Annotated in this window: 27 protein-coding genes; 15 read left to right on the top strand and 12 right to left on the bottom strand. The window is 52.4% G+C overall.

Annotated elements, in window-relative coordinates; genetic code table 11:
- A partial coding sequence (locus PPL9_RS26055) for a DEAD/DEAH box helicase (RefSeq protein WP_152986837.1) occupies positions 1-1,149 on the bottom strand: 1,149 nt, incomplete at its 3' end.
- 437 nt (positions 1,150-1,586) lie between these two features.
- Between PPL9_RS26055 and PPL9_RS26050 the strand changes: the two genes are divergently transcribed.
- The gene (locus tag PPL9_RS26050; protein ID WP_057465446.1) at positions 1,587-1,802 is read left to right on the top strand and encodes a hypothetical protein; all 216 of its coding nucleotides are present in this window, start codon (positions 1,587-1,589) and stop codon (positions 1,800-1,802) included.
- Positions 1,803-1,898: 96 nt separating this feature from the next.
- Entirely contained in the window at positions 1,899-2,348 is a 450-nt protein-coding gene (locus PPL9_RS26045; RefSeq protein ID WP_108820489.1) for a hypothetical protein, read from the top strand.
- A 54-nt stretch (positions 2,349-2,402) separates the two neighbouring features.
- On the opposite strand, the gene nqrM is transcribed toward PPL9_RS26045, so the two are convergent.
- Together nqrM and PPL9_RS26035 are read right to left on the bottom strand one after the other, a co-directional pair.
- Positions 2,403-2,636, bottom strand: a complete 234-nt coding sequence (gene nqrM / locus PPL9_RS26040; protein WP_057465444.1) for a (Na+)-NQR maturation NqrM — start codon at positions 2,634-2,636, stop codon at positions 2,403-2,405.
- 12 nt (positions 2,637-2,648) lie between these two features.
- Positions 2,649-3,677 carry an FAD:protein FMN transferase gene (locus tag PPL9_RS26035; protein ID WP_057465443.1) on the bottom strand — a complete coding sequence of 343 codons (1,029 nt, stop codon included), beginning with the start codon at positions 3,675-3,677 and terminating at the stop codon, positions 2,649-2,651.
- 533 nt (positions 3,678-4,210) lie between these two features.
- Here PPL9_RS26035 and PPL9_RS26030 point away from each other — a divergent pair.
- The 9 genes from PPL9_RS26030 (at position 4,211) to PPL9_RS25990 (ending at position 11,758) form a co-directional block, all read left to right on the top strand.
- Positions 4,211-5,563, top strand: coding sequence for a Na(+)-translocating NADH-quinone reductase subunit A (locus tag PPL9_RS26030; protein ID WP_057465442.1), 1,353 nt, complete (start codon positions 4,211-4,213; stop codon positions 5,561-5,563).
- 3 nt (positions 5,564-5,566) lie between these two features.
- Complete coding sequence (locus PPL9_RS26025; RefSeq protein WP_057465441.1) at positions 5,567-6,775, top strand: NADH:ubiquinone reductase (Na(+)-transporting) subunit B; 1,209 nt, start codon at positions 5,567-5,569, stop codon at positions 6,773-6,775.
- Positions 6,768-7,589, top strand: coding sequence for a Na(+)-translocating NADH-quinone reductase subunit C (locus PPL9_RS26020; protein ID WP_057465440.1), 822 nt, complete (start codon positions 6,768-6,770; stop codon positions 7,587-7,589). The genes PPL9_RS26025 and PPL9_RS26020 overlap by 8 nt, the downstream gene beginning before the upstream one ends.
- Complete coding sequence (locus tag PPL9_RS26015) at positions 7,589-8,245, top strand: NADH:ubiquinone reductase (Na(+)-transporting) subunit D (protein WP_057465439.1); 657 nt, start codon at positions 7,589-7,591, stop codon at positions 8,243-8,245. The genes PPL9_RS26020 and PPL9_RS26015 overlap by 1 nt, the downstream gene beginning before the upstream one ends.
- Before the next feature lie 2 nt (positions 8,246-8,247).
- The gene (gene nqrE, locus PPL9_RS26010; RefSeq protein WP_057465438.1) at positions 8,248-8,856 is read left to right on the top strand and encodes an NADH:ubiquinone reductase (Na(+)-transporting) subunit E; all 609 of its coding nucleotides are present in this window, start codon (positions 8,248-8,250) and stop codon (positions 8,854-8,856) included.
- Between the two features lie 12 nt (positions 8,857-8,868).
- Positions 8,869-10,092, top strand: coding sequence for an NADH:ubiquinone reductase (Na(+)-transporting) subunit F (gene nqrF, locus PPL9_RS26005; protein WP_057465437.1), 1,224 nt, complete (start codon positions 8,869-8,871; stop codon positions 10,090-10,092).
- 84 nt (positions 10,093-10,176) lie between these two features.
- On the top strand, positions 10,177-10,653 hold the full coding sequence (locus PPL9_RS26000) for an ABZJ_00895 family protein (protein WP_152986833.1): 477 nt from the start codon (positions 10,177-10,179) through the stop codon (positions 10,651-10,653).
- A 2-nt stretch (positions 10,654-10,655) separates the two neighbouring features.
- Positions 10,656-10,994: a nuclear transport factor 2 family protein gene (locus PPL9_RS25995; protein WP_161831461.1), complete on the top strand. Its 339-nt coding sequence runs from the start codon at positions 10,656-10,658 to the stop codon at positions 10,992-10,994.
- Between the two features lie 206 nt (positions 10,995-11,200).
- Positions 11,201-11,758, top strand: a complete 558-nt coding sequence (locus tag PPL9_RS25990; RefSeq protein WP_057465434.1) for an isochorismatase family protein — start codon at positions 11,201-11,203, stop codon at positions 11,756-11,758.
- Here PPL9_RS25990 and PPL9_RS25985 read toward each other — a convergent pair.
- On the bottom strand, positions 11,755-12,690 hold the full coding sequence (locus tag PPL9_RS25985; RefSeq protein ID WP_057465433.1) for a GlxA family transcriptional regulator: 936 nt from the start codon (positions 12,688-12,690) through the stop codon (positions 11,755-11,757). The two genes, PPL9_RS25990 and PPL9_RS25985, sit on opposite strands and share 4 nt — an antisense overlap.
- A 100-nt stretch (positions 12,691-12,790) precedes the next feature.
- Here PPL9_RS25985 and PPL9_RS25980 point away from each other — a divergent pair, with 100 nt between their 5' ends.
- The 4 genes from PPL9_RS25980 (at position 12,791) to PPL9_RS25965 (ending at position 15,347) form a co-directional block, all read left to right on the top strand.
- Positions 12,791-13,339, top strand: a complete 549-nt coding sequence (locus PPL9_RS25980) for a cysteine hydrolase family protein (protein WP_057465432.1) — start codon at positions 12,791-12,793, stop codon at positions 13,337-13,339.
- Positions 13,340-13,497: 158 nt separating this feature from the next.
- Complete coding sequence (locus PPL9_RS25975; RefSeq protein ID WP_057465431.1) at positions 13,498-14,058, top strand: cysteine hydrolase family protein; 561 nt, start codon at positions 13,498-13,500, stop codon at positions 14,056-14,058.
- 34 nt (positions 14,059-14,092) lie between these two features.
- The gene (locus PPL9_RS25970; RefSeq protein ID WP_057465430.1) at positions 14,093-14,641 is read left to right on the top strand and encodes a cysteine hydrolase family protein; all 549 of its coding nucleotides are present in this window, start codon (positions 14,093-14,095) and stop codon (positions 14,639-14,641) included.
- Positions 14,642-14,786: 145 nt separating this feature from the next.
- Entirely contained in the window at positions 14,787-15,347 is a 561-nt protein-coding gene (locus tag PPL9_RS25965; RefSeq protein WP_057465429.1) for an isochorismatase family protein, read from the top strand.
- A 9-nt stretch (positions 15,348-15,356) separates the two neighbouring features.
- On the opposite strand, the gene PPL9_RS25960 is transcribed toward PPL9_RS25965, so the two are convergent.
- The 8 genes from PPL9_RS25960 to PPL9_RS25925 form a co-directional block, all read right to left on the bottom strand.
- Entirely contained in the window at positions 15,357-16,601 is a 1,245-nt protein-coding gene (locus tag PPL9_RS25960) for an MFS transporter (RefSeq protein WP_057465428.1), read from the bottom strand.
- A 107-nt stretch (positions 16,602-16,708) separates the two neighbouring features.
- Positions 16,709-17,494, bottom strand: a complete 786-nt coding sequence (locus tag PPL9_RS25955) for an enoyl-CoA hydratase-related protein (RefSeq protein WP_057465427.1) — start codon at positions 17,492-17,494, stop codon at positions 16,709-16,711.
- Entirely contained in the window at positions 17,491-18,354 is an 864-nt protein-coding gene (locus tag PPL9_RS25950; protein ID WP_057465426.1) for a hydroxymethylglutaryl-CoA lyase, read from the bottom strand. Before PPL9_RS25950 ends, PPL9_RS25955 begins: the two co-directional genes overlap by 4 nt.
- Positions 18,355-18,360: 6 nt before the next feature.
- Entirely contained in the window at positions 18,361-19,992 is a 1,632-nt protein-coding gene (locus tag PPL9_RS25945; protein WP_057465425.1) for an acyl-CoA synthetase, read from the bottom strand.
- Between the two features lie 3 nt (positions 19,993-19,995).
- A complete protein-coding gene (locus PPL9_RS25940; RefSeq protein WP_057465424.1) occupies positions 19,996-21,984 on the bottom strand; it encodes an acetyl/propionyl/methylcrotonyl-CoA carboxylase subunit alpha in 1,989 nt (662 codons plus the stop codon).
- Positions 21,984-22,268, bottom strand: a complete 285-nt coding sequence (locus PPL9_RS25935; protein ID WP_161831459.1) for a hypothetical protein — start codon at positions 22,266-22,268, stop codon at positions 21,984-21,986. Before PPL9_RS25935 ends, PPL9_RS25940 begins: the two co-directional genes overlap by 1 nt.
- Before the next feature lie 55 nt (positions 22,269-22,323).
- A complete protein-coding gene (locus tag PPL9_RS25930; RefSeq protein ID WP_057465422.1) occupies positions 22,324-23,931 on the bottom strand; it encodes a carboxyl transferase domain-containing protein in 1,608 nt (535 codons plus the stop codon).
- Positions 23,931-25,079, bottom strand: a complete 1,149-nt coding sequence (locus PPL9_RS25925; protein WP_193757840.1) for an isovaleryl-CoA dehydrogenase — start codon at positions 25,077-25,079, stop codon at positions 23,931-23,933. Before PPL9_RS25925 ends, PPL9_RS25930 begins: the two co-directional genes overlap by 1 nt.
- Positions 25,080-25,286: the final 207 nt, after the last annotated feature.

The following is a 25,286-nucleotide window of genomic DNA, read 5'->3' as shown; positions in this document are numbered from 1 at the left end:
ACGGTCTTTGTTGCGAATTTCATCGGCTGTTGGCGCTGGAGCCCATTCCGCTTTCACTTTTGCAAAGCCGAGAAGGCGTGTTGCTGTGCGACGGCGGGTGTGTGGGACAACCAGAGTACAAACGCCCTTACGGCCTGCACGACCAGTACGGCCAGAACGGTGCAACAGGGTGTCTGCGTTGTTTGGCAGGTCTGCGTGGATCACGAGATCCAGGTTTGGCAAGTCAATGCCGCGTGCAGCAACATCGGTTGCCACACAAACGCGGGCCCGGCCATTACGCATAGCGCCAAGAGCGTGGTTACGCTCAGCCTGGCTCAGCTCACCGGAGAGAGCAACAACTGCGAAGCCACGGTTGCCGAGGCGTGCAGACAGGTGCTTCACCATTTCGCGGGTGCCACAGAAGATGATGGTGTTCTGAGCTTCGTAGAAACGCAGAACGTTGATGATCGCGTTTTCACGGTCGTTTGGTGCGACCTGCATTGCGCGATATTCAATATCAGCGTGCTGTTCGCGGTTGCTTACTGTTGAAATGCGCTGTGCATCACGCTGGAAGCGTTTTGCGAGGCTTTCAATCTGCTGCGGAACAGTTGCGGAGAACAGCAGAGTGCGGCGTTCTTGTGGTGCAGCGCCAAGAATGAATTCGAGGTCTTCACGGAAGCCAAGGTCCAGCATTTCATCTGCTTCGTCCAGTACAACTGTGCGAAGTGAGGAAGTATCAAAGGAACCACGTTCAATATGGTCACGCAGGCGGCCTGGGGTGCCGACTACGATGTGTGCGCCTGCAGAAAGATTGCGGCGTTCACGGCGCATATCCATACCACCAACACAAGTGGTGATACGAGCACCGGCTTCGCCGTAGAGCCATTCCAGTTCTTTAGAAACCTGGATAGCCAGCTCACGGGTTGGCGCAACACACAATGCAAGAGGTTCGTTCGCACGGCCCATACGCTCTTCATCACCCAGCAGTTCCGGCGCAATAGCGATGCCGAATGCAACTGTTTTACCAGAGCCTGTCTGAGCAGAAACCAAAAGGTCTTTGCCTTTCAGTTTTTCATCAAGAACGGCTGTCTGGACCGGGGTTAGAGACGTGTATTCGCGCTTTTCTAGTGCGGTAGAAAGCGCTGGGGCAACCCCTTCAGGTATCGTCATTTAGTATTTCTTTCGAGGAGGGTCATTATCTATAAAGCAAGAGCTTTGTTGCCCTACCCATCGCTTCCGCTCACTCATGAAACCATAACGGAGGACCATGAGGCGGCAAATGGCAAGCGAGCTCTTTTCTTCGTGGGCCTTGTAGTCTGACTTCGTGAAAAGGTCAATGAGATATAAAAAATAGATATGAAAGGTACATGTAAGTTTGCCGTGGTTCGGAGGTCCTAAGCTTCGAGAAAATGGCTAGAATTAAGGGTCCAAGAGACCAGTATCACGGGTGATTGTGATAGATAAATCGCGTGTTTGCCACCTAAGTGCTGTTGAGGAATTGGGTGCTTTGATTTTTGAACTGAACGGTGATTTCAGCTTTACGCTAAGACTATTTGCCTTTTTCGTGGGGCAGAACTAAAGAGGGGCGATTAACACACGGAGGCGAAATGGATCAGCTCTCAAACTTCTTTGGTGCAATGCCCTCATGGGTTGGAGTGGTCCTGCTTGTTGTGTTCATTCTGAGTGGCCGTCTGTTCAGAGACGCCTGGAAGCTTCAAGGCGCCAGATGGAAACTGCGGTGCTGGGTTATCGGGTTGCTTGCCTTGTCGAGCTTTCTGTTACTGGTGTTCGGTGTTTTTGATTTTGGCTGGGCGAGCAGATAACTTTCTGGTTGCAGAAAACTAGTTTTAAGAGCCTTGGTATATGATAGCTCTCAAATGGCAGAGGTCTGCCGCGAGAAACCTATTGGAGCCAAGAGCATGTTTTCGAAGCCATCATTGATCAGACGAGGTATTACAGCCAAGTTGTTTGGCCTGGCTTTTGGGCTCCTGTGCCTCTACCTCATCGCGTTGCTTAACCTGAATGTTTCGTTTGTGGTTCAGTTCGGCCTGATCCTGTGGTGCATTACGCTTGGTGGCCTGGTGGCGTTGATCGGGGTCATCAACTATCTGCCCTTGCTCAAGTCCATCATGCCGAGCTGGTTCTCTGGCGGTTTCATTTGCGGATGGATGAACTTGCTGCTCTGGCTCATTGGCGGGGATAGTCTGACGTCGATCGGGCAGGGGCTGTTTCCGACGCTGGGTAGTCTGTTTCTTGGTATTGGCTTTGTAGCCATTGGTGTCGGCTTCGGGATTGTCGCCGGGTTCTTTGCCAAGCTGATTGGCGGTGAAGGGCCGGACGTTGCGCGAGATTATACCGACAGCAAATAGCAGGCATGCAAAAGGGGCCTTTCGGCCCCTCGAACGTTTTGAAATGAATGGTGGTTAAGCTGCGCTCTGCTCTTCCATCGCTTGCTTGCGCTTACACGGTTGCAGCTTTTCACGAAGCGGGCTGTTTGGGTCAACTTCACGCTTGCAGACGATGCAGTGGTCCGCGCCTTCAATGGCGTTCAATCCGCCGCAGCTGCCAGTGATCGGCTTGTTTCTGAAAACGGCGCCAATAGCCATTCCTGCTACGACCAGGACCAGCACGATAAACGCGATGATGAAAGTTGCCATTTCGATATTCCGTTATTTCTCTGCAGACTGCTCGAATTTTCTGAACGCGCTGGAAGACCGGGTGATAAAGTGGTCACCTTCGCGAACGATGAAGAATGCGGCAATCCCTTCACGCTCTGCCAGAGCCATGCCGCGCTTGTCTCCCATTGCAAGGAGGGCTGTTGCCAGACCATCAGCGCGCATCGCATTGTCAGCAATTACGGTTACTGATGCAAGTTTATGCGTTACCGGACGCCCGGATGCAGCATCAATAATGTGTGAGAAGCGTTTGCCGCCCACTTCCTTGTATATGCGATAATCGCCAGATGTCGCCATGCCTTTGTTGCTCACTCGTACGATTTGCTGAACCGTACGCGTTGCTGAGTCCGGCTTTTCGATGCCGACGACCCATGGCTCGTCTTTTGAGTTTTTGCCTTTGGTGACCAGATCGCCGCCGATTTCGACAAGGTATTCGTCAATGCCGTTTTGCTCCAGAACAGAAGCAACTTTGTCGATGCCAAAGCCTTTTGCGATTGCGGAGAGATTGACTGTGGTATCCGTGTTGACTTTACGCAGTGCCGGAGGATCGGTCTCAAACTCCAGCATGGTGCTCATGCCGACAGACTCAAGAGCGTTGCGGATTTCGCGTGGGCTTGGCTGGGGAGGAGTGTCCTGCTTGGTACCAAAGCCCCACAGCTCAATGAGTGGTGCCAGCGTCACGTCAAAATAACCGGCTGTCAGGTTATGAATGCGCAGCGACTCCTGCATCACGATGCTGAAATCGCGAGAGATTGGCGTCCATTCTGTGCTGGTGGAGCGGTTAAAGCGGCTGATCTCGGAGTTTTTGTCCCAGTTGGACATGGCCTTGTTGACGCCAACCAGAGCCTCGTCAACCTGCTGCTGCAGTTCCTGTTTGGTTACAGAAGACGACCCTTTGATGGCTTTGACGTTGAATGTAGTGCCCATGGTTTTGCCGTGAAGTATGATTTCTTCGCGACTTTTGTCATTGGGTACACATGCTGTGACAAAGATGAGTACGAGAGCTGTAATGAGGAAGCGCATTTAGGCCTCAGAGTTTGTTAATTTCCCCGCGTAATCGGCTTATTCTGGTTTTCTGTCAAGTTAAATAGGGTTTGATACTGCTGTCGCAAAGATCAGCAATAGATGATGGTGAAGAAATTGGTAGGTGGTACTACGTGCATGTGAAAACATAGGGGAAAACTTATTTGAGATAAAATTTTCGCGAAACAGCCTTGTTGCCGTTACGTCAATATCACGAATCCCTATTGAAATTTGCGGTATATCAGGGTATTGGCCCGCATAAATCCGTAGGAATAGCTGACCGCAACGCACTTTAATGGTATGCGGGCGGTTACTCCTAACCGGAGCCATGGATGAGTGACGTTCAGCAATGCTCGGGCTTTGTTGCTGAAATTGCGGTCCGTGGGGGGATTTATCTCGGTTCGACTTGTCAAAGTCAATAATCCGCATGCGCGGCATTTTGTAACTCGCAGAATGACTTAGCATCATTTACCCGTAGATACTCCCGTGAACATCTAGTGGTTTGCCCTATAAGAAGCCTGACAGGGTAAGGGATGAAGATTACAAAAGGATTGGATCTGCCGATCACCGGTGCTCCGAACCAAGAGATCCACAAGGGTCCGAAGGTTCGCCGTGTTGCAGTGAATGGCGGGGATTACAACGGGTTGAAGCCGCGTATGTTGGTTGCTGAAGGCGATCGCGTCGTAAAGGGTCAACCTCTTTTCAATGACAAACGCTCTCCTGAAATCAACTATGTTGCTCCGGGTGCTGGCGTTATTGAAGCAGTCAATCGTGGTGCACGTCGCGTTCTGGAAACCATCGTCATCAAACTGGATGATGGTAACGAAGAACAGATCGCTTTCTCAAAGTTTGAAAACAGTGCTTTGGCAACTCTGGACGCATCTGTCGTTCGTGAGCAACTCGCCAAGTCTGGTCTTTGGACAAGCTTCCGTACCCGCCCATACTCCAAGGTTCCGGTTTTTGAAACGCAGCCGCGTTCCATTTTCGTAACTGCGATGGACACCAACCCGCTTGCTGCGGATGCTGGTGTCATCATCAATGCGAATGCTGGCGCGTTTGAAGCTGGGCTTCAGATTGTCTCTAAACTAACCGATGGCCGCACATTCGTATGCCACAGCCCGAAGGATAACCTTCCGGGTGCAAGCGTTGCCGGTGTGCAGATGGAAAGTTTTGAAGGTAAGCACCCAGCAGGTAATGCGGGTACTCACATTCACTTCCTCGATCCGGTTAATGAAAACAAGACAGTCTGGACCATCGGTTATCAGGATGTCATCGCAATAGGTAACCTGTTCCTGACAGGTGAACTGGATGTTTCCCGTGTTGTTTCTGTTGCAGGTCCGCTGGCTTCCAAGCCGCGCCTCGTAACAACTCGCATTGGTGCGGATCTGAATGATCTGCTGGCTGGTGAAACACTGCCGGGTATTCCAGCTCGTGTCGTTTCCGGGTCCGTCCTTTCCGGCACTATTGCCGCCGACCAGTTTGCCTTCCTTGGCCGTTACCACACTCAGGTGACGCTGATGGAAGAAGACCACAAACAAGACGTTGTTGGTTGGGTTCGCCCATTCATGACGAAGTGGTCCAACCTTAATGTGCATCCTTCCGGGTTCTTCCGCACTAAGCTGCAGTTCCCATTTGGTACAAACAAGAACGGTTCCATCCGCGCAATCGTTCCATTGGGTACTTATGAGAAGGTCATGCCGCTCGACGTTCTTCCAACTCAGCTGCTCCGCTCCCTGATGGTGCTGGACACTGACATGGCGCAAAAACTTGGCGCTTTGGAGTTGGATGAAGAAGATTTGGCGCTATGCACCTTCATCTGCCATTCCAAGAATGAATACGGAGCTGCGCTGCGTGCAAATCTTGATAAAATCGAGAAAGAGGGCTAACCCGTGAGTTTGCGCGATAAGTTTGATCGTATTGCGCCGCTCTTTGAAAAGGGTGGCAAGTACGAGAAGTTTTACGCCGTCTATGAGATGGTGGATACCTTCATCTACACTCCAAAAACAGTGACCAGCGTTGCGCCGCACGCTCGTGACCACGCTGATCTGAAGCGTGTCATGACGTATGTTGTGCTGGCGACGATTCCTGCGATCCTGTTTGGCATGTACAACACTGGCCTGCAGACAAACTCAGCACTGGCCGCAATGGGCATTACTGAGCCTGCTGGCTGGAGAGCGTTTATTCTCTCTCTGCTGGGGATCGGTTTTAACGCTGACAGCATCTTCGCCAACATGGCGCATGGTGCGCTGTACTTCTTGCCGATTTACATCGTAACGCTCGGTGTTGGCGGCATCTTCGAAGTGCTCTTTGCCATTGTGCGTGGGCACGAAGTGAACGAAGGCTTCTTTGTTTCTTCCATGCTCTACACGCTGATCCTTCCAGCTTCTACGCCACTTTGGCAGGTTGGTCTTGGTATCGCGTTTGGTGTGGTGATCGGTAAGGAAGTGTTTGGTGGTACAGGCAAAAACTTCCTGAACCCGGCGCTTGTTGGTCGTGCGTTCCTCTACTTTTCTTATCCGGCAGCTATGTCTGGTGATGCAGTGTGGACGCCAGTTGATGGCTTCTCTGGTGCAACTGCACTGGGTGTTGCTGCGTCTGACGGCATGCAGGGACTGGCAGCAAACGGCATCACATGGATGAGCTCTTTCGTTGGTACCATTCAGGGTTCCTTCGGTGAAACCTCCACGATTGCTATTGCTCTGGGCGGTGTGTTCCTCGTGACCACAGGTATCGCAAACTATCGTCTCATTCTTGGTTGTCTGGCGGGCATGATTGGTTTCAGCCTGTTGCTGAACCTGATTGGCTCCGAGACCAACCCGATGTTTGTAATGCCTTGGTACTGGCACCTTGTCACTGGTGGCTTCATGTTTGGCCTCGTGTTCATGGTGACTGAGCCTGTGACTGCTGCGATGACAAATCCGGGCCGTTACATCTACGCTGCCTTGATTGGCGTGATGTGTATCCTGATCCGTGTTATCAACCCGGCCTTCCCAGAAGGCATGATGTTGGCAATCCTGTTCGGCAATATCTTTTCTCCGCTGATCGACTACTTCGTTGTGAAGGCGAACATCACACGGAGGATGAAGCGCCATGCCTAATGCTGAAAACACAACAGCTCCTACAGGTCTTTGGGCGCGCTTCAACGCGATGCCTCTGGACTCAGCTCCGCGTACGATTACCGTTGCTGTTGTTCTGTGTCTGATCTGTTCGATGATTGTTTCCGGCGCTGCGGTGCTGCTTAAGCCTCAGCAGGAAATCAACAAAACGCTCGATAAGAAGACCAATATCCTCAAGGTTGCTGGTCTTTTCGAGGCTGGTGTCGATGTTGAGAAGGCATTTGGTGCCTTTGAGCCGCGGCTTGTTGATGTTGCAACTGGCAAGTTCTCTGATGCGGCCGACGCTGCGACTTATGACCAGCGCGCTGCTGCAAAAGATCCGGTTCTTTCCGTTGCTTTGGATAATGATCCGGCATCCATCAAACGTCAGGCTAAACTGGCTTCGGTTTATCTGCTGCGTGATGATGCAGGCAAGATTGAGCGTATCATTCTGCCAGTGCACGGCTACGGTCTGTGGTCCACGCTTTATGGTTTTATCGCACTCAACGCTGATGGCAATGAAGTGTATGGCCTGCGTTTTTACTCCCATGGCGAGACCCCGGGTCTTGGTGCGGAAGTAGACAATCCAAAATGGATGGCTCAATGGCCGGGCAAGCTGGTTTATGGCGACAACGGTTCCGTGGACATCGGCGTTGGCAAAGCGGCTCCAGCGGGTATTGATGGCTCCAAACACCACATTGATGCGATTGCAGGTGCAACGCTGACATCCCGTGGTGTCGACAACCTCGTCAAATTCTGGATGGGCGAGCAGGGCTTCAAGACCTTCCTCGACAATCTGAAAAAAGGAGAGGCGTAATGGCTGGCAAAGACTTGTCCATGCTCAAGGACCCGATGGTCGATAACAACCCGATCACGCTTCAGGTTCTTGGCATCTGTTCCGCGCTTGCGGTAACCTCTTCCCTGAAGGTTGCGCTGGTGATGGCGATTGCGGTGACGCTTGTGACAGCGTTCTCCAACTTCTTCATCTCTCTTCTGCGTAACCAGATCCCATCTTCTATCCGCATTATCGTGCAGATGGTGATTATTGCGTCTCTCGTTATTCTGGTTGATCAGGTTCTGAAGGCGTATCTCTACGAGATCTCCAAGACACTCTCCGTGTTTGTTGGTTTGATCATCACCAACTGTATCGTGATGGGCCGCGCGGAAGCGTACGCTATGAAGAACCCACCAATCCCATCCTTCCTTGATGGTATCGGTAACGGTCTGGGCTACTCCCTGATCCTGCTGCTGGTTGGTGTTGTGCGTGAGCTGCTTGGCTCAGGTTCCCTGTTTGGTGTGCAGATCCTTGAGACCGTGAACAACGGTGGCTGGTATGTGCCAAACGGCCTGCTGCTGCTGCCTCCGTCCGCGTTCTTCGTGATCGGTCTGCTGATCTGGGGTTTCCGTACCTGGAAGCCTGCACAGGTTGAGAAGCGCGACTATAAAATCATGGAAACTGAGGGAGCTCACTGATTATGGAAGGGCTTCTTTCCCTCGCCGTTAAGGCGATCTTTATCGAGAACCTCGCGCTCTCCTTCTTCCTTGGAATGTGTACGTTCCTTGCGGTTTCCAAGAAGGTTGAGACTGCGCTGGGTCTGGGTATCTCCGTTGTTGTTGTGCAGGCGCTGACTGTGCCAATCAACAACGTGCTTTACACCACGCTGCTTAATGACAATGCGTTGGCATGGGCTGGGCTTGAAGGCACTGATCTGCGCTTTCTGGGCTTGATCTCCTACATCGGCGTTATCGCTGCTGTGGTGCAGATCCTCGAGATGTTCCTCGATCGCTATGTTCCTGCGCTTTACAACGCGCTGGGTATCTTCCTGCCACTGATCACAGTGAACTGCGCGATTATGGGTGGTTCTTTGTTCATGGTGGAGCGTGACTACAATCTGGGTGAAGCATCCGTTTATGGTGTTTCCTCCGGTATCGGTTGGGCGCTGGCGATTACTGCAATGGCTGGTGTGCGTGAAAAGCTGAAATACTCTGATGTTCCTGATGGACTGCAGGGTCTTGGCATCACCTTCATCACTGCTGGTTTGATGGCTATGGGTTTCATGGCTTTCTCAGGCGTGAAGCTGTAAGGGGACGAGTAGATGCAAGACTTTACCTGGGGCATTACGCTCTTCACTCTGATCGTGCTTGCGCTGGTGATCGTCATTTTGATGGCGCGCAGCAAGTTGGTTGCATCCGGTGATGTTCAGATCAGTATCAATGGTGAGAAGACGCTCTCCGTTCCTGCGGGTGGCAAGCTACTCAATGTTCTGGCAGATCAGAAAATCTTCGTTCCTTCCGCCTGTGGAGGCGGTGGTACCTGTGCCCAGTGCCGCGTGAAAGTGCACGAGGGTGGCGGTTCTATTCTGGCGACTGAAGAAAGCCATATCACCAAGCGTGAAGCACGCTGCGGTGATCGTCTTTCCTGTCAGGTTGCTGTGAAGCAGGACATGAAGATCGAAGTGCCTGAAGAAGTGTTCGGCGTGAAAAAGTGGGAGTGTACTGTTCGCTCCAACGAGAACGTTGCAACCTTCATTAAGTCGCTGGTTCTGGACCTGCCTGAAGGCGAAGACGTGAACTTCCGTGCTGGTGGTTACATTCAGATTGAAGCCCCTGCGCACAAGCTGAAGTACACTGACTTCCATATTGAAGAGCAGTACCGCGGAGACTGGGATAAGTTCAATCTCTGGCAGTATGAGTCCATCGTGGATGAGCCAGTTGAGCGCGCTTACTCCATGGCAAACTACCCGGACGAAAAAGGGATGATCATGCTGAACGTTCGTGTGGCATCGCCGCCTCCGGGCACTCAGGATATTCCTGCCGGTAAGATGTCCTCCTTCATCTTCAACCTGAAGCCGGGTGACAAGGTGACGATTTCCGGTCCGTTTGGTGAGTTCTTTGCTCGCGAAACCGACAAGGAAATGGTGTTCATCGGTGGTGGTGCTGGTATGGCGCCTATGCGCTCGCACATCTTCGATCAGTTGAAGCGTCTTGAGAACCGCGATCGTAAGATCACTTTCTGGTACGGAGCACGCTCCAAGAAAGAGATGTTCTTTGTTGAGGACTTCGACCAGCTGGCGAAAGAATTCCCGAACTTCACATGGCATGTGGCGCTTTCCGATCCTCAGCCAGATGATGACTGGGACGGTTACACCGGGTTCATTCACAACGTGCTCTACAACGAGTACCTGAAGGACCACGCTGCGCCAGAAGACTGCGAGTACTACATGTGTGGTCCTCCAATCATGAACCAATCCGTGATCAACATGCTGGTTGATATGGGCGTGGAGCGTGAAGACATCATGCTGGACGACTTCGGCGGCTAAACGCTGAGAGCACTGCAAGAATTAAGAGACTCGGTGTAGAGAGGCGCCGGGTTTTTTATTGTCCTGAGGGAGATGTGTGAGATAATGCAATCTGTAGTTATATTGATCGGATGTTTTTTGGATACTTTGCAGATTAGTTTATTCAGATACGCAGGCAGGTTTGCTGCGATTTTTGTTTTCGTTAAGGTGCTGTTATTTGTAGTGCTCCTGATTGCACTTCATTTTTTTGAGGCAGAAATTCCCTTAAGCCATGCTGCTTTTGCTATGCCAGTGCTTATAGCTATGCTTTTGGGGCAGGGGCTGTTCAAGAGAGAGGGTGCTCGCTTGATAGGGCCTGAGCTTCATAAACTCACAGCTTTATGTTTTTTGATTGTACTCTCTATTGACGTTCCTCTTGCTTATCTGGCGTTCCCAGAGTTCGAAGGCCTCGCTGGTGTTATGGGAGTTATGATCGGCTTTGGATTATTTTTTTCGTTTTTGGGTTATTGGGCCATTTTCATTGGCTTCAAAATAGGGTTTAGGTTGGCTGAGAAAGAAGCTGCAAGAAAGCTGGTCAGTTGATTTTGCTTGAAACTCTCCTTTCCCTCGAAAGCCAACTTCTTCTGCCCTCAGTTCGTGGAAAGCAGCAGCAACTTGAGTTGTTGCTACATCCTGACTTCATCGAGATTGGTGCGAGTGGTCGGATGTATGATCGGGCGCGGATACTCACTGAGCTTCCGGGTGAGGCGGCGGACTATCCTGTCAGAACAATTGAGAATTTTCGCTTGCGTAAGTTGAATGAGGAACTCGTTCAGGTGTTTTACAGCATTGTCGAGAATGAGACGCAGCGGACTTCCATCTGGAAACTCGAAGGTGGGCAGTGGTCCATGATTTATCATCAAGGCACACGCAGAGCGTCATAGCTAGTCGTTTACCCTCTGAGTTCTCTAAAATCCGACTGTTTGTGTGCGCGTCGATTAAATACTTTGGCTCATAGTATGCAGCTGGTAAATTTTTCCTAGAGTCTGCTCTGTTCAAGAGTTCCTACGCAGCAGGCTCTCAGGCTTTTTAGGCGTTTCCCATGTGAAGCTGAACCAGTCCAGTAGGGATGCGCTGTAGAGGGTTGGGTATGACGCATAACACTGCTTTGCTCATCATCGCGTGCCAGAACGATCATTTTCCAGGTGGCAAGTTTGAATTGCCTAAGCAAATGGAAGCTGCCGGGAATATTGTTGAGCTTTTGAAAGACGCCAGAGAGCACCACGAGTTCGTAATACACATCAAGCATGTCTACAAAGATCCAAAATCGCCTTACATGGCAGAAGGGTCTTTTGGTGCTGAGAACAACAAGATGGTTTGGCCGAAAGCTGATGAGGCGGTCGTAACCAAATACAACTTTAATGCTTTGGAGGGGACGAACCTGCGAGCGTTGCTGACAGACCATAAGATAGATGATCTGGTGATCTGCGGTTCCATGACCCAGTACTGTATTGTTGAAACAGCACGAGCGACCTTAGACCTCGGATATCCGGTTACTGTTGTTTACGATGCCTGCGCGGCGAGCTGTATGGAGTTCCGTGGGCGTGAAGTGTCCGTGGATGATGTGCAGGCCTCAATTATGGCTTCTCTCATCTTTTCCAACGCGGCGGTTGTTTCGACGGATGAGTTTTTGACCCAGCCGCATTAAGTCGCTGAGCTTTGATATCCGAATTTTTGGCGATACTGACCAGGGCTGAGGCCTGTGGTTTTGATGAACACGCGGCGGCAAGTTGTTGGGTCCTCGTAGCCGACTTCCCATGCGATCTCGTTGAAAGACCGTTTGGTCTGCTCCAACTGCTGGCGTGCTTCGGTTATGCGGAGTTGCTGTAAATAGGTGTTTGGTGTGTGCCCTGTGGCGACTTCAAACCGTCTTTGGAAAGTCCGTCCTGTCAGTCCGGCTTTCTCTGCCATTTCGGGTACTGTCAGTTTTTGCTTATAGGTGGTCTGAAGCCAATGTTGGGCTTTTAAAATAGCCTGATCACCGTGTGAGAAGTTGGGATAGAAGCGGCTGTAGTTTTTTTGTTCTCGCCCCGCCGGGTCGATGAGAAATCTGCGGGAGACTTCGAGCATGGTTGTGTGATCGATGAAGTGGTCAATCAGCCTGAGGCCCAGATCGGTCCATGCCATGATGCCGCCTGCGGTGATGATGTCGCCTTCGTCGACGATCATTTTATCAGTATCGAGCTGTACCAAAGGGTATTTCTTCGCAAAATCCTCGGTGATTGCCCAATGGGTTGTGGCGGGCCTGTTGTCAAGAATGCCCGTTTCGGCCAGCAACATCGCGCCGACGCAGATTGAGCAAAGAATTGCACCATGCTCATGCTGGTGTTTGAGCCATTGGATGAGTGCTGGTGAGACGGTCGGGTGATCATCGACCAGACAGGGAGGCAGGATAATCGCCGAGAAAGTAGTGGCTCCGATTGAGCTGATCTGATCTTCGTAAAGCACGGTTGCCTCAATGCTGCTGGCATTGCTTTTGCTGGCAGCGTGGAACATATCGATTAGCCCATAAACCGCTGAGAGTTGTGCGCCGGTGTAGGACAGGATGCCGATTGGATGATGTGTCTCTGATCTGATCATATGGCAATTATAGCATGTTTTATGTCGTATATGCCAATCGAGCTGATGAGAAGTGTTGATTAGGTTTGTTGCTGACAAGAGCAAATCTATGGAGGCACAAATGTCTAAATCCGCACTGGTTATTGTTGACGTTCAGAACGACTATTTTCCCGGTGGCGCCTGGGAGCTGGATGGGCAGGTTGAAGCTGCTCAAAATGTTAAGCGCCTGTTGGAAGACAGCCGCAGCAAGAAAACTCCGATCATTCACATTCAGCACGTGGTTGAAGCAGGTAATGCGCCGTTCTTCAACGCAGGCACTGAAGGTGTTAAAATTCATGATGATGTGTTGCCTCAGGATGGTGAGCCGCTCGTGACCAAGCAGTTTGCAAATAGCTTTCTGGAAACCAACCTGAAAGAATTGCTGGATGAGCAGGGCATTGAGCATCTGGTCGTCGTTGGCTCTATGTCTCACAACTGCATTGATGCGACAGTTCGTGCCGCGGTTGATCTGGGATACACAGCAACCATTATTGGTGATGCTTGTGCGACATTGGATATGGAACACAACGGCGAGACTATTCCTGCGAAATACGTGCATGGCGCGTTCATGGCATCCCTGGCCTTTGCGTATGGTAAAGTTGTCAGCACAGATGAGTATCTGGCTGCATAACTCAGGCTTTGACTGCTTTCAGAAGCCGGCTCCTGAGGCCGGCTTCTGATCAGGGATAGCTCGGGATTTTATAAAATCTGCTTTTTAAAATCCGGCATGCTTAAACGTGTTGGCCTTATTGTTTGCTCAAATAAGACCAATAGGACTGAGGTGTGCTTATGCCTAAAAGGGCCCTGATCATTATCGACTGCCAGAACGATTATTTTCCTGGTGGTAGCTGTCCTTTAGCAGGGCAGGTGGAAGCAGGAAAAAATATTGCCCGTCTTCTTGAGATGGTGCGAGACAACGACGAAAACGTCATCCACCTTCAACACATGTACAAAGATAAAACAGAGCCTTATCTGGTTGAGGGATCGCCAGGGGTGGAGATTAACGAGTGTGCGAGACCCGTGAACGGGGAACCTGTTGTCGTTAAAAACTACATGAATGGCTATAAGGACACCAACCTGCAGCAGATCCTTGTTGAGGCTGGTATTGATGAGATCGTCATGTGTGGTTCTATGAGCCAGAACTGCGTGAATGCGACTGCACGTCAGACCCTTGATCTGGGTTACCCGCTGACCATCATCTACGATGCGTGCGCCACAGAGGATCTTGAGTTCAATGGCGTAACCGTCCCAGCTGATCATGTTCACACTGCTATGATGGCGTCTTTAAGATTTGCGCATAGCAACGTGATTTCTACCGATGAATTCCTGCATTCGTTGAATGGAGCATAATCGACGTTTTGGATGAGCAACCTCCTGAGGGGATATGGCCAAGAAAGCCCTAATCATCATTGATTGTCAGAACGATTTCTTCCCGGGGGGGAAGTGTGAACTCGAGGGCCAGGTCGAATCTGCTGCAAACATTCAGCGTTTGCTTAAGAGCGCTCGCGATAACGATGATTGCATTGTCCATATCCAGCATTTCTTTAAAGATAAGTATGCTCCGTTCCTTGTTGAGGGAACCATCGGGGCAGAGCTGCATGATAGTTGCAGCCCCGCTGAGGGGGAGCATGTGGTGGTCAAGTATTCCGCTAACAGTTACCTGAACACGAACCTTCAGCAGATTTTAGAGGATGTGGGTGTTGAGGAAATCGTGATCTGCGGGGGCATGTCTCATATGTGCATTGATGCGGCGGCGCGTGCGACTGTTGATCTTGGTTATCCTATCACTGTTATCTATGACGCCTGTGCGACCTGTGATCTTGAGTTTGAAGGGGAAATCGTTCCAGCAAAATATGTTCAAGGGGCAATTATGGCAGCGCTTTCGTTCGCCTATGGCAAGGTTATTTCGACTGAGGAATATCTGGGTCACTGAGCAAGTATGCTGTGCGGGCTTTATCAGGTCTGGTGTTTACTCCTAGGTTTTATGAAAAATGCGGGTTTTTCTAGCTGAGTTCCGTCAATCGATATCTATTAGACTATTACGCAGTTGGTCTGTCACGTGAGGTGTTGAGCGTAAGATGACGAGAACGGCGTTGCTGATAATTGACTGTCAGAACGACTTCTTTCCCGGTGGGAAATGTGAGTTGGAAGGGCAGTTCGAGGCTGCGGGGAACATTCAGATGTTGCTGACAAATGCGCGCGTTCAGGATCAAACCATCGTTCACATCCAACATCATTTTAAAGAGAAAGATGCGCCGTTTACGGTTGAAGGCACGATTGGTGCTGAAATCCACGATATGGCGAAACCGTTACCGCATGAACCAATCGTGACGAAGTATACCTCTAACATCTTCCTCAACAATAACCTCAAGCAGATCCTGGATGATGAGAATGTTGAGGAGCTGGTTATCTGTGGTTCGATGAGTAAGGATTGCATTGCAGCCGCAGCGCATGCGACGACAGAACTCGGATATCCGATTACGATTATTTACGATGCCTGCGCGACGCGGGAGCCGGGGTCCTGTGATACGTCTTCTCAGCAAGAGTTTGTGCAAGCAGCAATTATGGCTTCGCTGTCGTTCATTTGCAGCAATATTGTCTCCACAAATGAATATCTGCAGAGGCATTCTCCAGCGTAAGGTTTGAGATCAGCCGCTGATATTGATCTTTCTCAGACCAACCCAGAATGGACCAATGGCAAGCAGCATGAATGATGCGGCCAGCAGGAATGGTGCGCCCGGATAGTAAAGCTCTGCACTGTCTGCTGTGAAGCTGGTGAAGAGCTGTGTCATCATCAAGGTGGAAAGCACAAGTGTGAGCCCGATGATGCTTGTCAACGCCCCTTGCAGACGGCCCTGCTTGTCTTGTGAGACGTGGTGGCTCATCAGGGCGATCATGGCAGGTGGGATCATCGCGCCAAGTGCTGCTGGTGGCAGGAGCAAGATGACTGTGAGTGAGTTTGGCGCAAATGCGAAGCCTAGCAATGCGATTACGGCGAAGAAAAAGCCGTAAAGCACGGTTTTCGCTTCGCCCTTGCGCGGAATAATCCAGCGGATAAGACCACCTTTGACGCTGGAGAAACCAATACCGACGATGGCGAGTGAGAGACCTACCTGAGCTGTGGTCCAGTGGAAGGCTTCAATTGTGTAGTACGGCCAAATTGCCGGATACACAAAGTTTGCCATTTCAAACAGGAAGAGCGCAATAAAGAGCCACACCAGAACAGGGGACTGGGCAATATCCATGGCTGCGCCAACAGGGTTTGCTCTGCGCCAGCGAATAGCCTTTCTCGCCGATTTTGGTAGGGTTTCCGGCATGTAGAACAGGCCGTAAGCGAAGGTCATCGCTATCAGAACTGCGGAGATGTAAAAGGGTACACGAACGCCGAAGAGGGCAAGTGTTCCGCCCATAACCGGACCGATGACAAAGCCAAAACCGATTGCCGCGCCGACCATGCCGAAGCGGGTGGCACGTTTGCCGTTATGCGATATGTCGGAGACTGCTGCATAAGCGGTGGCGTAGGTTGCGCTGGCAACTCCGGCCAAGAGCCTGCCAATGAACAGAACCCAGAGCGAACCTGCGAAGGTCATGATCAGGTAGTCGACTGTCAGGACAGCAAGGGAGATCAAGAGGATTGGGCGTCGACCAAAACGGTCAGATATCGCCCCAACAGCGGGACCGAAGAGGAACTGCATAGCAGCGTAACTTGCTGCGATGTAGCCGCCCCAGAGAGCTGCATCTGCGATGGTGGTTTGGCTGAGTTCTGCGACCAGTGCCGGGGTCACCGGAATGATCAATCCGGCACCAATCGCGTTCAGCAAAACAGTCCCTGCAATGAAGACAAGGGTATGAAAGTCCTGTTTTGACCCGATGGATTGTAGTGCCAGCAGCATTCTTTTCTCGTTTTTCGCTAAATGCTATGTAACAAAGCGATCCAGCAAGTAAAGAAAAAACTCAGCATTTGTGCATATGCCGCAGGTCAAGCCGTCAGGGTGAAGATCTATTTACGCCATGGCGGTGTTTCTTTAGCAAAGAATGCAGAAATTCCGGCCTGTGCTTCAGTGGTTTCCCATCTGTCCGCTAGGGCATTTGCTGTGTAGTCAATCTGATCTTCTGCAGGCATGCGCGCTAAATTCTGACAAAGAGCTTTTGCGTCTGCTACGGCACCCGGTGCGCAATTCAAATAAGCTTCTGCTTCATTCTGCGTTACTGCGTGCAGGTCCTCTGGTGTTGTCACCAATGAGACGAGACCGAGGTGATGGGCTCTTTGCGCACCAAACGGGCGGGCATTCATGAAGACCTGACGGGCATGACCTTCACCCAGGCGACGTACAACATAAGTGCCGATGGTTGCCGGGATCAGGCCGAGGCGGGTTTCAGTCAGAGCGAATTTGGTGTTGTCAGCTGCAACCACCAGATCGCAGACGCTGAGAATGCCAACTCCGCCGCCGTAAGCAGGGCCATGAACACGAGCGATCAGAGGCTTCTTCATACTGTCGAGGCGTTTGAGCATGCCTGCCAGACGATTGGCTTCCTGCATTTTGCCGATGCGGTCTTTCTCTGCCTGCGCCTGCATCCACTTGAGATCGCCGCCAGCACAGAAGGTTTCGCCGTCCGCTGCCAGAATGATTGCACGGGTCTGCTCGCAGTTGTCCAGCTCTTCAGCTGCTGCAACCAGCTCATCCATCATCTCAGCATTCATTGCATTGTGCTTTTCAGCGCGTGCCAGCAAGAGTGTGGTGATGCCGTTGTCTGCTTTTTCGATGCGAAGGTTCTGATAGGTCATGCTGCCGCCGCCTCTTTGATGGAGAGAATAAACTCTTGCGTTTGTTCCAGCTTCTCAATGTCGAGGCCGGTGTCGTAGTCCAGCAATTTTGCCATTTTTGCGACGGCCAGTGTGCTGACGTTGCCTTTGGCTCCTGGTGCATATGGACAACCGCCGAGACCACCGATGGCTGAATCGAACGTGCGCAGGCCCATTTTTATGCTGGACATGATGTTAGCCAGAGCCAGGTCTTTGGTGTCGTGGAAATGGCCCGCGAGTTGCTCAGCTGGAATGACGCTCAGGACTGCATCCAGCATTGCTTCTGTGGTTTCCGGAGTGGCTGCGCCAATGGTATCGCCGAGGGAAACCTCATAACAGCCCATCTGCAGCAGACGTTCTGAGACCATTGCTACGTTTTGGGTTGGTGTCGGGCCATCGTATGGGCACTCAACGATGCAGGAGACGTATCCGCGGACCGGAATGCCGTCAGCTTTTGCAGCTTCCACGATTGGAGTGAAGCGTTCGAAGCTTTCCTCAATCGAGCAGTTGATGTTCTTTTGAGAGAAGCCTTCTGATGCGGACGCGAAGATTGCAACTTCATCCGCGCCGGATGCTTTGGCGCGCTCGTAGCCTTTGATGTTTGGTGTCAGCGCTGTGTAGCGAACGCCGGGTTTGCGCGTGATGCCTGCAAAGACTTCCGCAGCATCTGCCATTTGCGGCACCCATTTGGGTGAGACAAAGCTGGAAGTTTCGATCTTCTCAAACCCGCACTCGGAAAGGAGGTTGATCAGTTCGATCTTGTTTGCTGTCGGGATCAGCGTTTTTTCGTTCTGCAGACCGTCGCGTGGGCCCATCTCAAAAATGTTTAGTTTCTTGCTCATCGCTTATCAAACCTCCTCGTCGATAGCGCGGGCACGAAGTTCTCTGCGGATAACCTTTCCGGTTGTTGTCATTGGCAGGGCTTCGACAAATTCCAGTTCACGTGGATATTCATGCGCAGCTAATCGCTGTTTCACAAAATCAGAAAGTTCTTTGGCCAATTCGTCGGATGGCTCAACACCTTCCTTCAGCACAATGTAGGCTTTGACGATCTCAGTGCGCAGCTTGTCTGGCTTGCCGATGACACCTGCCATGGCAACTGTGTCGTGTTTCAGCAGGCAGTCTTCAATCTCGCCGGGGCCGATGCGGTAGCCGGATGAAGTGATGACATCATCATCGCGGCCAACAAACTGGATCCAGCCGTCTTTATCCATCACGCCTTTGTCGCCGGTGATGAGGAAGTCGCCAGAGAATTTCTTTTTTGTGGCTTCCGGATTGTTCCAGTATTGGAGGAACATGACAGGGTTTGGTGCACGAACGCCGATGTTGCCAAGCTGACCAGCTTCGAGAACGGTGCCTTTGTCGTCTACGATTTGCACATCAAAGCCCGGAACAGCTTTGCCGGTGACGCCGGGACGGGTTTCCATCAGTTCTGCGCAGGTGGAGACAACGAGGTTGCACTCGGTCTGGCCGTAGAATTCGCTGATTGTCAGGCCGAACGTGTCCTGACCCCATTGGATCAGCTCTGCGCCAAGGGCTTCGCCGCCACTGCCGAGAGAGCGGAGAGAATAGTTCCAGCGATCCTTCGGGTTCTCTACCTGCCGCATCATTTTCAGCGCGGTTGGCGGGATGAAGGCGTTGCGGATTTTCAGGTCTTGCATTAGCTGGAAGGCTGCTTCGCCGCTGAACTTCTTGAAACGGCAAGCCACGACAGGAATGCCGTGATGTAGGCTTGGAAGAAGAACGTCAATCAGACCACCGATCCATGCCCAGTCTGCAGGTGTCCAGAAGCGGTCACCTTCTTTCGGGAACATGTTGTGCGGCATCTCTACGCCGGGCAGATGGCCGAGCAGTGTGCGGTGCGCGTGCAGTGCACCTTTAGGCTGGCCGGTGGTGCCGGAGGTGTAGATGATGATGGCGGGGTCTTCGGCTTTGGTCTTCACTGGTGTGAAGTCTTCGCTCTGCCTTGCCATTTCAGCATGGAGTGGGCGGGTGCCGAAGTCTGTGCCTTCGATGTTCAGGATCAGCTCAAGCTCTGGCAGGCTGTCGCGGATCTTTGCCAGCTTCTCAGCACCTGCATTGTTGGTGATGAGAGCTTTCGCACCAGAGTTCTCTAGCCGATATTCCAGTGCTTCTTCGCCAAACAGGGAGAAGAGCGGAATAGAGATGCCACCGAGCTTGTGAATTGCAATATGGGAGAAGGCTGTTTCAGGTGCCTGTGGCAGTAGGATGCCGACGCGATCACCGCGGCTGATGCCTTGAGATAGAAGCAGGTTGGCCAGCTGGTTACTCAGCTTTTTCAAGTCACCAAACGTGTAGGTGGTTGTCGGCCCGTCTTCTTCAGCGAAGATGAGTGCTTCGCGGGCGGCGTCTTTGTCCGCCCACTTGTCACAGATATCTACGCCAATGTTGAAGAACTCCGGGATGTCCCACTGAAACTTTTCTCGGAGCTCCTCGTAAGATTTCGCAGATGGCAACAACGGTTATTCCTCCTCCTCAAGCGTGAGGAGTATAACGCCTTCTTCCACCTGGTCACCCGCAGATGCCATCACTTCAGCCACAGCGCCGTCACGCGGTGCTTTGAGAGAGTGTTCCATCTTCATGGCTTCGGTCACGATCAACGTATCGCCTTCAGAAACCTCGTCACCCGGCTTACAGTTTACAGCACGCACAAGGCCCGGCATTGGCGATGTGATGGCGTTGCCTGAGGCCGCACTGTCATCCTGCTTTGCCAGATGATCCGGCAGATCGAAACGCCATGTGACACCGTCGGAGAACAATGTGAGACTGGTGTCTTCTGCGAAGAAGTCAGCTGAGGTGATTTGACCGGCAAAATCCACGCGCATGTGGTTGTTGTCTACGGAGAGGATCTGCAAATTGAAGGTTTCATCATCAATGGCAATGGTCAGGCTGCCATCATGATGGCGGTTTGCTACAACTTCGGTGACTTCATCGCGCCATGACAGATGCGCAATCTGCTGGGCTGCTGTCCAATGACGCCAACCTGTGAGGCTCACCCACGGATCGTTATGGACCAATGCAGTTTCAGTTGCAAAGCCGAGCTCGATGAGAGCAGCCATTGCGAATGCGTGCTTGGTTGGAGCTGTCGGCTTGGTGAGAGCTTCCAGTTCACGGTCGATAAGGCCTGTGTCCATCTCACCTTTTGCAAAGCCTTCGTGGTTACACAGGCGATGCAGGAAAGTGATGTTGGTGGTGCAGCCAACTGCCTGGCTCTTTTCCAATGCCAGAGACATTTTCGCCAGAGCAGCTTCACGGGTTTCGCCGTGGCAGATCACCTTTGCGATCATTGGATCGTAATATGGGGTGATTGTATCGCCTTTGCGTACGCCGCTGTCGATGCGGGCGAACAATTCCGGCAGTTTCAGCTCGTTCAGAGTTCCGGTTGCTGGCAGGAAGCCTGCTTCAGCATCCTCAGCGTAGATACGCGCTTCGAATGCATGGCCGAAGATGGTGAGCTCGTCCTGCATCAGAGGCAATTCACCACCCGCAGCGACGGAGAGCTGCCAGTTGACCAGATCCTGACCAGTGATGGCTTCTGTGACTGGATGTTCTACCTGAAGGCGCGTGTTCATTTCCATGAACCAGAAACGGTCAGATCGTAGACCTTCTGAGCCATCAACAATGAACTCAACCGTACCAGCGCCTTCATATCCTACAGCCTGAGCTGCTTTGACGGCAGCATCGCCCATAGCGTTGCGCATCTCTTCGGTCATGCCGGGGGCAGGGGCTTCCTCGATCACCTTTTGGTGGCGGCGCTGCAAGGAGCAGTCGCGCTCAAACAAGTGAACCGCGTTGCCATGCCCATCACAGAAGACCTGCACCTCGATGTGGCGTGGTGACAGGATGTACTTCTCGATGAGGACGCGTGGGTCACCAAAGCTGGATTGACCTTCGCGCTGAGCGCCTTCCAGAGCTTCAAGGAAGTCTGCGGGATCATCAACGCGGCGCATGCCTTTGCCGCCGCCGCCTGCGCGGGCTTTGATGAGGACCGGATAGCCGATCTTGTCGGATTCACTTTTCAGGAATTCAGCGTCCTGGTTGCTGCCATGATAACCCGGCACGACTGGAACGCCGGATTCTTCCATGAGTTTTTTGGCAGCATCCTTCAGGCCCATGGCGCGAATTGCATCCGCAGGTGGTCCGATGAAGACAAGGCCAGCTGCTTCGACAGCTTCCACGAACTCCGGGTTTTCCGATAGGAAACCGTAGCCCGGATGGATGGCGTCTGCGCCGCTGGTTTTGGCAGCGTTGAGCAGCTCAGGGATATTGAGGTAGCTCTCTGCCACTGGTGCTGGGCCAAGGCGGTAAGCCTCGTCAGCCATTTGCACGTGACGGGCATCGCGGTCTGCGTCTGAATAGACGGCAACCACTTTGATGCCGAGGGCTTTGGCGGATTTTGCAACACGGCAAGCAATCTCACCACGGTTCGCAATAAGGATTTTCTTGAACATTATGCTGTCTCCCAATGCGAAACAGTGGCGCCGGGAGCACCTGTTACTCTATTTGGTCTAAAAGTGCAGGCTTCTGAATAAGGAATATCACAGGTCGCAGTAATGATTTCTCTGGAATTCTCTAGGAGTAAGTCTCCTTTGCCGACTTCATATACATAAGCCTTGCGTTGGGAAACTGAGAGGAGATCACCTGTTTTGATGAGACCTTCCAAGACTCTGATGAAGAGGATTGATAGCTCGTCTTTCAGACCCAAATCTGGGATATTCTTCTGAAGAATGCTCATAATTGCCTCATCAACAGGCCAAACATCTCTGACTTCTCCGTGCATACCGAGCCCCTTACATGCGGAAGACGCCGAAGGGCGTGTCTTCGATTGGTGCGTTGAGGCTTGCTGCGATGGACAGTGCCAGGACGTCACGGGTTTTGCGCGGGTCGACAATGCCGTCATCCCAGAGGCGTGCGGAGGCGTAGAGCGGGTGCCCCTGCTCTTCAAACTGATCAATGATCGGCTGTTTGAAGGTTGCTTCCTCTTCTGCAGACCAAGTTCCGCCTTTGCGCTCAATGCCGTCACGGCGCACTGTTGCCAGCACACCTGCTGCCTGAGGGCCGCCCATGACGGAGATGCGGGAGCTTGGCCATGTCCAGAGCATGCGCGGTGAGTAAGCACGGCCACACATGCCGTAGTTGCCAGCGCCGAAGGAACCGCCAATGAGCATGGTGATTTTTGGAACTTTTGCGCAGGCTACGGCTGTTACCAGTTTAGCGCCGTCTTTTGCGATGCCGCCTGCCTCATACTTTTGCCCGACCATGAAGCCGGTGATGTTTTGCAGGAAGACCAGCGGGATCTTACGCTGACAGCACAGCTCCACAAAATGGGCGCCTTTCAGCGCAGCTTCTGAGAACAGAATACCGTTGTTGGCGATGATACCGACAGGCATGCCGTGGATGTGAGCGAAACCGGTGACGAGCGTGGTGCCGTAGCGGGCTTTGAACTCATCAAAGCGAGAGCCGTCCACCACACGGGCGATGACTTCGCGCACATCATATGGTGTTTTCAGGTCTGCCGGGACAACGCCGAGGATCTCTTCCGGATCGTAAAGCGGATCTTCCGGCGTTTGCAGCAGGAGCTGGTCTGGCTTGCGACGGTTGAGATTGGACACGGCCTGACGGGCCAGCGCCAACGCATGAGCGTCGTCACGGGCCAAGTGGTCTGCCACACCGGAGAGGCGGGTGTGAACATCCCCACCGCCCAGGTCTTCAGCAGAAACCACTTCGCCCGTGGCGGCTTTCACCAGTGGAGGACCGGCGAGGAAAATGGTGCCTTGCTCTTTCACGATGATGGTCTCATCACACATGGCTGGCACGTAGGCGCCGCCAGCAGTGCAGGAGCCCATGACCACCGCGATTTGCGGAATGCCCTTTGCGGACATGTTGGCTTGATTGTAGAAGATGCGGCCAAAGTGTTCTTTGTCCGGGAACACCTCATCCTGCTGAGGCAGGTTAGCGCCGCCGGAGTCCACCAAGTAAATGCATGTGAGATTGTTCTCCATGGCAATTTCTTGGGCGCGGAGGTGCTTCTTCACCGTCAGCGGATAATAGGTACCGCCTTTTACCGTGGCATCATTGGCAACGATCATACATTCGATGCCGTTGACCCGACCGATGCCGGTGACAATGCCTGCTGAAGGCGAAGCGCCCTCATACATGTTGTGGGCAGCGAATTGACCGACTTCCAGAAACGGAGAGCCGGGATCGATCAAACGGGCAACGCGCTCACGCGGAAGGATTTTTCCACGGGACACGTGCCGTTCGCGAGGACCTTCGCCCCCACCCAACAGAGCTTGCTGGCTTGCGGCGCGGACCTCATCCATTGCGGCGAGGTGCAGGGTGCGGTTGTTCTTATAGCTTTCCGAACCCGTTGCAGCCTGAGACTTGATGACAGCCATTACTTGGTTTCCTGGAAGAGCTCACGACCAATCAGCATGCGGCGGATTTCTGAGGTGCCTGCGCCGATTTCATAGAGTTTTGCATCACGCAGCAGGCGACCGGTTGGGTACTCGTTGATGTAACCATTGCCGCCGAGGGACTGGATTGCTTCCAGTGCCAGTTTGGTTGCGTTTTCTGCAGAATAGAGGATACAGCCAGCGGAATCCTTACGGGTGGTTTCACCGCGGTCACACGCATTTGCGACGGCGTACACGTAGGAACGGGAGGCGTTCATCAGTGTGTACATGTCTGCAAGTTTGCCCTGCATCAGCTGGAACTCGCCGATGGCTTTGCCGAACTGTTTGCGCTCGTGGATGTAAGGCACGACGATGTCCATAGCTGCTGCCATGATGCCGAGTGGGCCACCGGAAAGGACAACGCGCTCGTAGTCCAGGCCGGACATGAGCACGTTTACACCGCGGCCTTCTTCACCAAGGACGTTTTCATATGGGACTTCGCAGTCTTCAAAGACCAGCTCACACGTGTTGGAGCCGCGCATGCCGAGCTTGTCCAGCTTTTGCGCGGTGGAGAAGCCCTTCATACCTTTTTCGATGATGAAAGCTGTCATGCCTTTGGGGCCAGCATCCGGATCAGTCTTTGCGTAGACCACCAGAGTGGAGGCGTCAGGGCCGTTTGTGATCCACATTTTGTTGCCGTTGAGCACGTAGCGATCATTGCGCTTTTCAGCGCGCAACTTCATGGAAACAACATCGGAGCCTGCGCCGGGCTCGGACATGGCCAGAGAGCCGACATGCTCGCCAGAGCAAAGTTTTGGCAGGTACTTTGCTTTTTGCTCAGCAGTACCATGACGGTTGATCTGGTTTACGCAGAGGTTGGAATGTGCACCGTAGGACAGGCCAACAGATGCGGAGGCGCGGGAGATTTCCTCAACCGCAACAACGTGGGCGAGATAGCCCATGCCGGTGCCGCCGTATTCCGGGTCGGCTGTCATGCCAAGCACACCAAGGTCCCCCATCTCTTTCCAGAGATCATTGGGGAACTCGTTGGTCTCGTCGATCTCAGCGGCGCGCGGCGCTAGCTTGTCTTGTGCCCAACGGCGAATGGTTTCGCGCAGAGCGTCAATATCTTCACCAAGACCAAAATTCATTACAGCGTCAAACACGGCGCTTCCTCCTGCTACCGAAGCTCTGCAATCCACGCTCTTTAACGAGCTTCCCAGTGGATCGTAAATTAATTAAACGAACGTTCGTTTGATTAATAGCAGGGGCTCAGCTACTATGCAATAACCCTTAGGGCGCATTTCCTGTTGCGTATTCTTTCCCGAAAACTGCTAGGCATCGCTCGGGCATGCGCT

The organism is Pseudovibrio sp. POLY-S9, from assembly GCF_001431305.1.
GTDB lineage: Bacteria > Pseudomonadota > Alphaproteobacteria > Rhizobiales > Stappiaceae > Pseudovibrio.
The sequence above is the reverse complement of the archived record's forward strand: the minus strand, read 5'-3'. Positions and strand labels throughout refer to the sequence as shown.